At 71.1% G+C, this 11,993-nt stretch carries 9 protein-coding genes; 1 reads left to right on the top strand and 8 read right to left on the bottom strand.

Annotated elements, in window-relative coordinates:
- Positions 1 to 149: 149 nt before the first annotated feature.
- From ACIRQ7_RS01455 to ACIRQ7_RS01420, 8 genes are all read right to left on the bottom strand, one after another.
- A complete protein-coding gene (locus ACIRQ7_RS01455; RefSeq protein ID WP_404259051.1) occupies positions 150 to 2,711 on the bottom strand; it encodes an ABC transporter permease in 2,562 nt (853 codons plus the stop codon).
- 58 nt (positions 2,712 to 2,769) lie between these two features.
- Positions 2,770 to 3,570 carry an ABC transporter ATP-binding protein gene (locus ACIRQ7_RS01450; RefSeq protein ID WP_401463158.1) on the bottom strand — a complete coding sequence of 267 codons (801 nt, stop codon included), beginning with the start codon at positions 3,568 to 3,570 and terminating at the stop codon, positions 2,770 to 2,772.
- Positions 3,571 to 3,770: 200 nt separating this feature from the next.
- A complete protein-coding gene (locus ACIRQ7_RS01445) occupies positions 3,771 to 4,481 on the bottom strand; it encodes a helix-turn-helix domain-containing protein (RefSeq protein WP_404259050.1) in 711 nt (236 codons plus the stop codon).
- 101 nt (positions 4,482 to 4,582) lie between these two features.
- Complete coding sequence (locus ACIRQ7_RS01440; RefSeq protein ID WP_404259048.1) at positions 4,583 to 5,488, bottom strand: carbohydrate ABC transporter permease; 906 nt, start codon at positions 5,486 to 5,488, stop codon at positions 4,583 to 4,585.
- Complete coding sequence (locus tag ACIRQ7_RS01435) at positions 5,488 to 6,387, bottom strand: carbohydrate ABC transporter permease (protein WP_404259046.1); 900 nt, start codon at positions 6,385 to 6,387, stop codon at positions 5,488 to 5,490. The genes ACIRQ7_RS01440 and ACIRQ7_RS01435 overlap by 1 nt, the downstream gene beginning before the upstream one ends.
- Positions 6,384 to 7,748, bottom strand: coding sequence for an ABC transporter substrate-binding protein (locus ACIRQ7_RS01430; RefSeq protein WP_404259045.1), 1,365 nt, complete (start codon positions 7,746 to 7,748; stop codon positions 6,384 to 6,386). Before ACIRQ7_RS01430 ends, ACIRQ7_RS01435 begins: the two co-directional genes overlap by 4 nt.
- Positions 7,749 to 7,838: 90 nt before the next feature.
- Complete coding sequence (locus ACIRQ7_RS01425) at positions 7,839 to 8,519, bottom strand: response regulator (RefSeq protein WP_404259043.1); 681 nt, start codon at positions 8,517 to 8,519, stop codon at positions 7,839 to 7,841.
- A 67-nt stretch (positions 8,520 to 8,586) separates the two neighbouring features.
- Positions 8,587 to 10,245, bottom strand: coding sequence for an ATP-binding protein (locus ACIRQ7_RS01420; protein ID WP_404259042.1), 1,659 nt, complete (start codon positions 10,243 to 10,245; stop codon positions 8,587 to 8,589).
- 158 nt (positions 10,246 to 10,403) lie between these two features.
- Between ACIRQ7_RS01420 and ACIRQ7_RS01415 the strand changes: the two genes are divergently transcribed.
- On the top strand, positions 10,404 to 11,849 hold the full coding sequence (locus ACIRQ7_RS01415) for a cation:dicarboxylate symporter family transporter (RefSeq protein ID WP_404259040.1): 1,446 nt from the start codon (positions 10,404 to 10,406) through the stop codon (positions 11,847 to 11,849).
- Positions 11,850 to 11,993: the final 144 nt, after the last annotated feature.

The raw sequence follows: 11,993 nt of genomic DNA, 5'->3' as shown, positions 1-11,993 counted from the left end.
ACACCCACTTGGGTGCCCCCCCCCGGGGGGGGTGGGGCGGGGGGGGGGGGGGCCGCGGGGGGGCCCCCCCCCGGGGGGGGCCCCGGGGGGGGCCCCCCCCCGGGGGGGGGGGGGGGGCCCCCCCCGCCGTCGTCGTCCGTGCGGAGTGCTCACTCCGCGCCGATGGCCTGCAGCATGTTCAGCCGGGCCGCCCGGCGGGCCGGCCACAGCGCGGCCAGCACGCCGACGACGATCGCGATCAGCACGAACAGGCCCAGCCGCCCCCAGGGCAGCAGCAGTTCGTAGCCGGGCAGCCCCTGGGAGACCAGGCCGCCGACCGACCAGGACATGAAGACGCCGACGCCGATCCCCAGCAGTGCGCCGAACACCGCGATGACCACCGACTCCAGCCGCACCATCTGCTTGATGCCGCTGCGGGCCAGCCCGATCGCCCGCAGCATCCCGATCTCCCGGGTCCGCTCGAAGACCGACATCGCCAGGGTGTTCACGACACCGACGACCGCGATGACGACGGCCATCCCCAGCAGGCCGTAGACCAGGTTGAGCACGGTGTCGATTTCGCCCGCGGTCTCCTTGCGCAGCGCGTCGTGGTCCTGGACCTTCACCAGCGGGCTGTCACCGAGCGCGTGGCGGATCTGCGCCTCCAGGCCGTCGGCGCGGCCGTCCTCGGCCTTGACCAGCAGTTCGTCGTTCGTCTTCTTGGGGAGGTAGGGGTCCACCAGGGAGGTTGCCGCGAGGGACTCGCCGAGGACGGGGTTGTCGGCGTAGACACCGGAGATCTTCAGCCGCTTCTTTTCGAGGGTCTCGCGGAAGCCGAATTCGGCGTTGATCGTGTCGCCGGTGTGCCAGCCGTGCTCCTTGGACGCGGTCCGTGAGATCGCGAGGCCGCCGGTCCCGACCGCCGGCAGCGAGCCGCTGTCGAAGTCCAGCCGGGTGACCTGGGCGATCGAGGAGAGGTCGGTGCCGTTGACGTTCGCGTACTCGCCGTCGGCCGACAGCCCGGTGCCGCGGAGCGGGGCCATCGCCGCGACGTCCGGCAGCTCGGCCACCTTCCGGGACTGTCCGGCGTCCAGGCCGGTGTAGGTCGAGGTCTTGACCTTGAAGTCGGCGGTCATGCCGTTGGCCGCCATCTTGTCCATCGCCTGCTGCGCGGAGTTGCCCACCACCGTCATCGCGGTGATGGCCACCAGCCCGATCATCAGCGCCGACGCGGTCGCCGCCGTACGGCGCGGATTGCGCAGCGCGTTCTGCTTCGCCAGCTTCCCGCCGATACCGAAGAGGCGGACGGTGACGAGACCGGCCAGTGAGACCAGCGGCCGGGACAGCAGCGGGGCCAGGATGATCACGCCGGTCATCGTCAGCATCCCGCCCAGCATGGCGAGCGGCAGGTCGTCGGCCGAATCCAGGGTGGAGACATAGAGCAGCACCGCGGCGCCCAGGGCGGTGATGACGCCGCCCAGCGAGTTGCGCAGGACCAGGCTGCGCGGAGCGGGCGGTGCCTCGACGGTGCTGAGCGCCTCCACCGGCGCGATCTTCGCCGCCTTGCGGGACGGCAGCCAGGCGGAGAGCACGGTCACCACGACGCCCACACCCAGTGCGGTCAGCACCGAGGCCGGCCGGATGATGACTGGGCCGTCCGGGAAGCCCGCGCCGTTGGCGTCGAGCACGGCGCGCAGCGCCACCGCGATCCCGGTGCCCAGCGCGAGGCCCACGACGGATGAGAGAAGGCCCAGCAGGCCTGCCTCGGCCAGCACCGAGCGGACGACCTGCCGGCGGGAGGCGCCGACCGCGCGCAGCAGCGCGATCTCCCGGCTGCGCTGGGAGATCAGCATGGTGAAGGTGTTGGCGATGATGAAGACGCCGATGAACAGCGCGATACCGGCGAAGACAAGCAGCGTCTTGCTCAGCGCCTCGTTCTGGCCGGCGATCATCTTCGCCTGGTCGGCGTTGAGCTGGCTGCCGCTGACCGCCTCCGCGCGCTTGGCGGGCAACAGGTCGCGGACCTTCGTGGTCAGCGCCCGCTCGTCGGTGCCGGGCTTGGCGAAGACCACCAGCTCGTCGTACTGGCCGGGGTGCAGGAACAGCTTCTGCGCGGTCGCGGAGTCCAGCAGGACCAGGCTGCCGCCCGCGGTGACCTGCGGGTTTTCGGTGCCGACGAGCCCCACGAGCTTCTTCTCCAGCACCGGGCCGTCGGTCGCGAAGCGCACGGTGTCGCCGAGGGAGTAGCCGGCGGCCTCGGCGGTCTTCGCGGCCAGCGCGGCCTCGCTCCCGTTCGCCGGGCCGCGGCCCTTCGTCAGCGGGTAGCGGCTGTCCTTGCCGTCCTGGCCCGGCTGGTAGTTGACCGCGCGGTTGATGCGGTTGTCGCCGAGCGGCGGGCCGTCCTTGGCGGCGAGCACCGCCTCGCCGGAGATGTCGGGCCGTACGGAGGCGACGCCGGGCAGCGCGCGGATCTTGTCCGCCAGCTTGGCGTTCAGGGCGGTGGTCCGCTTGCCGTCGTCGCCGGTGAGCGGCTCGTCGGGATCCGACGTGGCCTGCACGGAGACGGCGACGCCCTTGAGGTCCTTGGCGGAGGCGTTCTTGACGGCCTCGCCGACGGTGTCGCTGAAGATGAGGGTGCCGGAGACGAAGGCGACGCCGAGCAGGACGGCGAGCGCGGTCATCATCAAACGGGCTTTGTGCGCAAGGACGTTGCGCAATGCGGTACGCAGCATGGGTGGTCTGTCCTGGGGTCCGGTGCTCGGGATGCGGAGGGCGGCGCGGGGCGCCGGGTCAGCTCGTACGGCCCTTGGAGTCGAAGAGCCGCATGCGGTCCAGGACGGCGTCGGCCGTCGGCTCGTGCAGCTCCTCGACGATCCGGCCGTCCGCGAGGAAGACGACCCGGTCCGCGTAGCCGGCGGCGACCGGGTCGTGGGTGACCATCACCACCGTCTGGTGCATCGCCCGCACCGACTCGCGCAGGAAGCCCAGCACCTCGGCGCCCGAGCGGGAGTCGAGGTTGCCGGTCGGCTCGTCCGCGAAGATGATCTCCGGCTGGGCGGCCAACGCCCGTGCGACCGCGACGCGTTGCTGCTGCCCGCCGGAGAGCTGGGCGGGCCGGTGGGAGAGCCGCCCGGACAGGCCGACGGCGGCGATCACCCGGTCCAGCCACTCCCGGTCGGGCCGGCGGCCCGCGATGTCCATCGGCAGCGTGATGTTCTCCAGCGCCGTCAGCGTCGGCAGCAGGTTGAACGCCTGGAAGATGAAGCCGATCTTGTCCCGGCGCAGCCGCGTCAGCTGCTTGTCGTTCAGCGACGCCAGCTCCACGTCACCGATCCGGGCGGAGCCGCCGGAGATCGAGTCCAGGCCCGCCATGCAGTGCATCAGCGTGGACTTGCCGGAGCCCGACGGGCCCATGATGGCCGTGAAGCGGCCCTTGCCGAACTCGACGGAGACGGAGTCCAGCGCGACCACCCGGGTCTCGTCCTGGCCGTAGACCTTGCTCAGATCCGTCGCGCGGGCGGCGACGGCCGCGGTGGCGCGAGTGGGGGCCGGGGAACCGGGGAAACCCGGAAAAGCTGCCGCGTGGGACACGGGGACTCCTGAAAGGGACGGGAAAAGGCGATGTCCCCATCCTTCTTGCGCGGATCGCCGGGATCCTCACCCGCAGGGCTCGAAAGCGGGACCGCCCGGAAGTCTCATCAGGACGTCCGCCGTCATTCCCTGGGGGGACCCGCGTCAGACCTTTGGCTGACGGGTGGTCGGTGACCGGCGGTGCCCGTATTGCCGCTCGCTCAGGCGGGCCGTTCCCCGGCCCGCGCCCAGAACTCGTCGAGAATCCGCTCCAGGAAGGCGCGTCCCGCCTTGCCCGACTGGTCGGCGCTGCCGCCGCCGCCCCAATTCAGCGTAGCGGTCATGGTCGAGTGGTATTCGTCGTGCAGCCCCTCGAGTACGCCCTCGATGCGCGTTTTCGGCAGCGGTACGAGCTTGCCGACCGGCCGTACATAGCCTTGCCAGCGGACGGTGGCCGCGCTGTGCAGCATCTCGATGAGTTTCGCCTCCTGCCCGGTGAAGCGGATCAGTGCGGGCAGCGGCAGATCCAGCGTCTGGGCGAGCGCCGCGGCCTGCCGGTCGTTGCCGCTCCACCTCTCGCCGGCCTCCAGCCGGCCGTACGCCCGCTGGTCCATGCCGATGCGCAGCGCCACGTCGGCCGGGGCCAGGCCGAGCGCGAGGCGGTGTTCGCGCAGGGTGCCGGGGGTGCCGAGGAGTTCGCTGGGCGCGCACCACAGGGCGCCCGCCAGCGCGGTCAGCTCGGCTTCGGTGGGAGCGGCCTCGCCCAGCTCCCAGGACGCCACTGCCGAGGGCGCGATCTGCAGTCCGTGGGCGGCCCAGATGCCGTAGGCGACATGGGCGGGGGTCATGCCGAGGGCCTCGCGGAGCCGGCGGGCGGCTTCGGCATTGAAAGGGGGCCTGCGCGGCTCCCCGGCTTGCGTGTTCACCGGCACACGGTAAGTGACGAATTGGCCGAGAACCTATCGTGCGTATATCCAAGCCTGAAAGTCGTAGGAAGCTACGTACGGGGTGGATTTGACGGCATTGCGCACCGTTATCCCTTCACCGCGCCGCCGAGTGCGAAGCCACCGCCCAGGCGCCTGGAGATCAGGATGTACAAGAGGATCACCGGTGTCGAGTAAAGAATGGAGAACGCGGCGAGTTCGCCGAAGGCGATGGCACCGTAATTGCCGAAGAAATTGAAAATGCTCACCGAGGCGGGCAGCTGCTCGGGGGAGAGCAGCAGCATGAAGGGCACGAAGAAATTGCCCCACATCATGATGAACGTGTAGATCGTGACGACGGTGAAACCAGGCCCCATGAGCGGCAGGATGACCCGCAGCAGCGTCTGGAACCAGGACGCGCCGTCCGTCCACGCCGCCTCCTCCAGCACCCTCGGCACCCCGTCCATGAAGTTCTTCATCAGCCAGATGGCGAACGGGAGTTGGGCGGCGGCCAGGAAGAGCGCGGTGCCGTACCTCGTGTCGATCAGATCGACCTGCACGAACAGCCCGTAGACCGGGACCATGATCGCGGTGATCGGCAGACAGGTCGAGAAGAGGATCGTCAGCAGGTACGGGCGGCTGAAGCGGGCGCGGAACCGGGACAGCGGATAGGCGGCCAGCGCGGCGCAGCAGACCGTGATCAGGGTCGCGCCACCGCAGATCAGCAGGCTGTTGAGCATCGGGGTGAAGGTGATCTCGTCGGTCAGTACCGCCGAGAAGTTGTCCAGGGTGGGGGAGCGCGGCAGCCGCACCCGCAGCGTCGCCTCGGTGTTCAGCGACGACAGCACCAGCCAGACCAGCGGGACCGCGAACGCCGCCGCCGCGACCAGCAGACCGGCGTCCGCGGCCAGCCGGTGCCGGGTGGACCGGGCAAGCGGACGGCGGGGCCGCGGCCGCGGGCCGGCGGCCGGCTTCCCGGCGGTGGTCCGCACCGGGGGCGTGGCCAGGCGCGACATCAGACCTCCTCGCGCATCAGGCGCAGATAGACCGCCGAGAACAGCGCGCCCACGACGAGCAGCAGCAGCGCCACCGCCGTGCCGTAGCCGATGAGCGACTTCATGAAGGCCTGGTCGTACATGAAGACCGGCAGCGTCTGGCTGCGATTGCCGGGGCCGCCGCGGGTCATCGCCCAGATCAGCCCGAAGACGGAGAGCGTCTGGAGGGTGTTGAGCATCAGATTGGTGCCGATGGAGCGGCGGATCATCGGCAGGGTGATGTGCCACAGCCGCTTCAGGCCGCCGGCCCCGTCCATCTGGGCGGATTCGGTGACCTCCTGGGGGATCTCCGCGAGCGCCGCGGAGTAGATCAGCATCGAGAAGGCGGTGCCGCGCCACACGTTGGCGAACGACACGGCGAGGATGGGCAGCGTGAACAGCCAGTTCTGGGTGGGCAGATGGAGCCATTCCAGGAGGGCGTTGAGGGTGCCGCGGCGCTCGAAGAAGGTGTAGAGCAGGAAGCCCGCGACGATCTCCGGGATCACCCAGGCGGTGATGACCACGGCGCCGGTCAGCGCCCGTACGGGACGTGAGGCGCGCTGCATGAGGCCGGCCAGCGCCAGGCCCAGGGTGTTCTGGCCGAGGATCGAGGACAGGACGGTGAACACCAGGGTCAGCACGACCGCGTTGCGGAAACGGTCGTCGGCGAAGGCGTGCCGGAAGTTGGCCAGGCCCACGAACGACGCGGATTCCTGGCCGGTCAACTGGGTGTCGGTGAAGGCGATGTAGACGCAGTAGCCGATCGGGCCGGCGAGGAAGAGCAGCAGGATGACGGTGGCCGGGGCCAGCGGTGACCAGCGCAGCAGGTGCTGGAGCCCGTTGCGGGGCCTGGTGGTGCGGGCGGCGCCGGCGCCGCTCATGGCTTGCGGACGACCCGGCCGTCGACGATGGACCGCAGTTGCTCGTCGTAGTCCTTGGCCGCCTTGTCCGGCGGGGCGTCGCCGGCGGTGACCGCCTCCATCGCCTCGCCGATCGCGGAGGCGACCTTGGGGTAGGCGGGCAGCGCCGGACGGTACTGGCTGATCTTGACCAGGCCGGTGAAGAACCCGATGCCCGGCACCGATTCCCGATAGCGCGGGTCGGCGGCGACGTCCTTGCGCACGGCGATCTGCGCGCCGCGCACACACCAGTTGAGGGCGTTCTGCTTCGACTGGAAGGTTTCGATCAACTTCCATGCCAGGTCGGGTTGTTGGGCGCGCTGCGGCACGGACCAGGTCCAGCCGCCGGCCAGGCTGACCTTGCCGGGTGCGGCGCCGTCCCGGGTCGGGAACGGTGCCTGGCCGAGCGTCGTCGACCAGGCGGGCCAGGGGTTGCCGCCGCCGGTCTTCTGCCACTGCTGGCCCAGCCACGAACCGTCGAGGTCGATGGCGAGCTTCCCCTCGGGCAGCAGTTCGGCGGCGACGTTGGTCTGGATGTTGGGGCTGAGGGCGTCGGAGACGTCCGGGCCGAGCTTCTCCTTGTAGACCGTGTCGAGGAATTCCAGGCTGTCCCGGAAGCCCTTGCTGCCGATGACCCACTTCTTCGATCCGGGGTCGTAGAGCTGGTCCTTGCCGGTGCCGTAGAGCAGCATTTCGAAGCCCTGCATCACGGCGGCCTCGCCGGCGCCCTTGCCGGTGAAGACGTTCAGCGGGATGACGCCGGGGACCTTCTTCTTGATCTTCCGGGCGGTGTCCAGCACTTCGTCCCAGGTGCGGGGCTGCCAACTCGCGGGCAGCCCCGCCTTCTTGAAGATCTTCTTGTTGAACCACAGGCCGCGGGTGTCCGTGCCGTCCGGCACGCCGTAGGTCTTGCCGTCCGCCGCCTTGGCCGCACGCTTCGCGGTCGGCTCGAACTGCAGCCAGTCGTCCCATTTCCCGATGTAGCCGTCCAGCGGGCGCAGCAGCCCCGCCTCGATATCGGAGTTGATCAGGAAGGTGTCCTCGTAGACCACGTCGGGGGCGGTCTTCGGGGAGCGCATCATCTGCTGGATCTTGGCGTAGTAGTCGTTCTCCGACGCCTGGATCGGGATGAGTTTGACCTTCTTGCCCGGGTTGGCCTTCTCGAACTGCTTCGCCACGATGCCGACATAGTCGTCCCGGACCGTGACCTTGCTGTTGGTGTCCTTGATGAAGGCGACCTTGACGGTGTTCCGGTCGCTCCCGGACCCGCTGCCGCAGGCGGTGAGCGTGCCGGCGGCCAGGACGGCGGCGGTGAGGAGAACCAGCGGGGTGGTGGAGCGCACGGCACGACCTCCAACTAACCACGGTCGCCGGCCGGGGCCAACTGACCACTGTGGGCTGCCCGGTGAAGGTAAGTCACGGCTCCAGGCGGGTCAATGGCCCGACCAGCGGTAGCGCAACTCCGGGCGCCCGACCTGGCCGTACTGCGGTGCGCGGGCGGCCCGGCCGCTCTCGACGAGGTGTTCCAGATAGCGGCGCGCGGTGATCCGCGAGATCCCCACATCGGCGGCGGCCTCGGCGGCCGTCAGCCCGTCGCCGGCGGCCCGCAGCACATCCGTCACCGCCCGCAGCGTGGCCGATGTCAGCCCCTTGGGCAGCTCGGCCGGGCGCGGTGAGCGCAGCGCGGCGATCGCCCGGTCCACCTCGTCCTGCCCGCTGGCCTCGCCCGCGGTCGCCCGGAAATCGGCGTAGCGGCTGAGCCGGTCGCGGAGGGTGGCGAAGGTGAACGGCTTCAGTACGTATTGCACGACGCCCAGCGAGACGCCTTCGCGCACCATCGTCAGGTCGCGCGCGGAGGTCACGGCGATGATGTCGGCGGTGTGGCCGGCCGCGCGCAGCGTGCGGACGAGCTGGAGTCCGTGGCCGTCGGGCAGGTAGAGATCGAGCAGCAGCAGGTCGACGGGGTGCTGGTCGAGGTGGCGGCGGGCGTCGCCGCCGGTGTGCACGGTGCCGGAGACGGTGAAGCCGGGCACCCGCCCGACGTACAGGGCGTGCGCGTCGGCGGCGACCGGATCGTCCTCGACGACGAGGACCCGGATGTCGGGCGCTTTCACCGGGCACCTCCTCCAGGGCCTGTCGTCGCAGCGGCCGGGCTGCGGGCCGCGTGGTCCGCGGCGCGCGTCATGCTGTCACGCCCGTGCGCAGCGGCAGCCGCACGGTGAACCGGGCGCCGCCCTCCGGCGCCCGGTCGAGGGTGATGGTGCCGTCGTTGCGCCGTACGGCCTGCTGGACGAGGGCCAGGCCGAGGCCGCGGCCGGACGCGCTCGGTTTGGTGCTCCAGCCGCGCCGGAAGACCTCCTCGGCGTCGTCGTCGGCGACGCCCGGCCCGTTGTCGGCGACGCGCAGCAGGAGCTCGCCGTCGCTCGCGCGGGCGGTGACGCGTACCAGGGGCGGGCCGCCGTCGCCCGGCCGGCGGGGCGGGGCCGCGGCGTCGATGGCGTTGTCGATGAGGTTGCCGAGCACCGTCACCAGGTCGCGGGCCGGCAGCCGCGGCGGCAGCAGCCCGTCGTCGATCAGGCTGTCGGCGCTGAGGGTCAGCTCGACGCCGTGCTCATTGGCCTGCGCGGCCTTGCCCAGCAACAGCGCGGCGAGCACCGGCTCGCCGACCGCGCCGACGACCCGGTCGGTGAGCGCCTGGGCCAGTTCGAGCTCGGCGGTCGCGAACTCCACGGCTTCCTCGGCCCGGCCCAGTTCGATCAGCGACACCACGGTGTGCAGGCGGTTGGCGGCCTCGTGGGCCTGCGAGCGCAGCGCCTCGGCGAAGCCGCGTACGGAGTCCAACTCACCGGACAGCGACTGGAGTTCGGTGTGGTCGCGGAGGGTGACGACGCTGCCGCGCTGCTCGCCGCCGGAGACCGGGGAGGAGTTGACGACCAGCACGCGTTCGGCGGTGAGGTGCAGCTCGTCGACGCGCGGCCCGGATGCCAGCAGCGCGTCGGTCAGCGGGGCGGGCAGCCCCAGCTCGGGCACGGCACGGCCCACCGCGTCGTCGGAGAGCCCCAGCAGTTCCCGGCCGCCGTCGTTGATCAGGGCGACCCTGCGCCGCCCGTCCAGCATCAGCAGGCCTTCGCGCACCGCGTGCAGGGCCGCCTGGTGGTAGTCGTGCATCCGGCTCAGCTCGTCGGCGTTCATCCCGTGGGTGTGCCGCCGCAGCCTGGCGTTGATCACGTACGTCCCCAGCCCGCCCAGGGCCAGCGCCGCCGCGGCGACCCCGACCACCGCGAGCACCTGGTCGCGCAGCTGCTCGCTGATGGTCTGGACGGTGATCCCGGAGCTGACCAGAGCCGTGATCCGGCCGCCGTGCCCGGGGTCGCGGACCGGCGCGACGACCCGCACGGACGGGCCGAGCACCCCCAGATGCGTCTCGGGGAAGATCTCGCCGCGCAGCGCGGGCCCGGTGTGCCCGAGGTACTTGTGGCCGATCGCGGACGGCTCGGGGTGCGTCCAGCGCGTCCCGTCCGGGGCCATCACCACCACGAAGTCCACTCCGGCGTCCTTGCGCAACCGCTCGCTGTACGCCTGCAGCGCGGCCGTCGGATCCTTCGAGCGGGCCGCGGCCACGACGGCCGGGGAGTCGGCGACGGAGGTGGCCACGGCGGTCGCCTGGCGCCGCGCGGTCTCCTCCTCCTGCCGGCCCGCGCTGACGTAGGCGAAGAGGGCGCAGCCCGCCACCACGGCCGCCACCAGCACCACCTGCATCGCGAAGAGCTGCCCGGCCAGGCTGCGCGGATGACGCAGCCGGCGGGGCCGCCGGGGGCGGGGGACGCGGGGGATGCGCATACGTAACAGTCTGCACGGTCACTTTTACGTGAACGAAATGTACGCAAGGGTGACGGGCGCCACACCCGGCGTGCATAGTCACCGGAACCCGTTGTGCCAGAGCCGCATTTGTGGTGAAGCCGCAGATCAGCGCACAGCCGTAGACCGAGGAGGCAGCCGTGGCTGCACAGACCCCGCCGTTCCGGGGGACGACCGAGGTGACCGCGCCGAAGAAGCGGGACCGGACCCATTTTCTCTATATCGCCGTGATCGCCGCGGTGCTGCTCGGCATCATCGTGGGCTTTGTCGCCCCCGGTGTGGCGGTGGAGCTGAAGCCGCTGGGCACCGGGTTCGTGAACCTCATCAAGATGATGATTTCGCCGGTCATCTTCTGCACCATCGTGCTGGGCGTCGGCTCGGTACGTAAGGCGGCCAAGGTGGGCGCGGTGGGCGGCCTCGCCCTCGGCTACTTCATGGTGATGTCCACCGTCGCGCTGGCCATCGGCCTGGTCGTCGGCAACATCCTGCAGCCCGGCGCCGGTCTCGATCTGACCGAGACCGTCCGGCACGCGGGCCAGGCCCAGACCGAGGGCGGCGGCGAGACCACCGCGGAATTCCTGCTCGGCATGATCCCGACCACCATGGTCTCGGCCTTCACCAAGGGCGAGGTGCTGCAGACCCTGCTGGTGGCGCTGCTGGTCGGCTTCGGGCTGCAGGCCCTGGGCAAGGCCGGTGAGCCGGTGCTGCGCGGTGTCGGGCACCTCCAGAAGCTGGTCTTCCGGGTGCTCTCCATGATCATGTGGGTGGCGCCGGTCGGTGCCTTCGGCGCCATCGCGGCGGTGGTCGGCGAGACCGGCCTGGACGCGCTGAAGTCGCTGGCCATCATCATGGTCGGCTTCTACGTCACCTGTCTGCTGTTCGTGCTGGTCGTGCTCGGCGCCCTGCTGCGGCTTGTGGCGGGCGTGAACATCTTCCTGCTGCTGAAGTACCTGGCCCGTGAGTTCCTGCTGATCCTGTCCACCTCCTCCTCGGAGTCGGCGCTCCCCAGGCTGATCGCGAAGATGGAGCACCTGGGCGTCAGCAAGCCGGTCGTCGGCATCACCGTCCCGACCGGCTACAGCTTCAACCTCGACGGCACCGCCATCTACCTGACGATGTCCTCGCTGTTCGTGGCCGAGGCGATGGGCAAGCCGCTCGCGCTCGGGCAGCAGATCTCCCTCCTCGTCTTCATGATCATTGCCTCGAAGGGCGCGGCGGGCGTCACCGGCGCGGGCCTGGCGACGCTGGCCGGCGGCCTGCAGTCGCACCGGCCCGAGCTGGTGGACGGGGTCGGCCTGATCGTCGGCATCGACCGCTTCATGAGCGAGGCGCGCGCGATGACCAACTTCGCCGGCAACGCGGTCGCCACGGTCCTGGTCGGCACCTGGACCAAGGAGATCGACAAGGGCCGGGTGGCCGAGGTGCTGGCCGGCCGGGCGCCGTTCGACGAGCAGTCGCTGGTGGTGGACCCGCACGGCGGGGACGGGGACGACGCGGACGGGGACGGCGCGCAGCGGCCCGCCGGGCCCGGGACCGAGGTCGTCGGGCAGCGCGGCGGCGAGGAGAAGACGCCCGCCAAGATGTGATCCCGCCGGGCGGACGACGGCAGCGGGGGGGGGGGCCGCGGGGGGGGGCCGCCCCCCCCCCCCCCGGGCCGCGCAGAGGCCCGGGCGCGCGCCCGGTAGGCGCTGACGAACCCCCCCTGTGCGGGGCGGGGGGGGTTTATAGGT

This window comes from Streptomyces sp. NPDC101393, from assembly GCF_044767385.1.
Classification (GTDB): Bacteria; Actinomycetota; Actinomycetes; order Streptomycetales; family Streptomycetaceae; genus Streptomyces.
The sequence above is the reverse complement of the archived record's forward strand: the minus strand, read 5'-3'. Positions and strand labels throughout refer to the sequence as shown.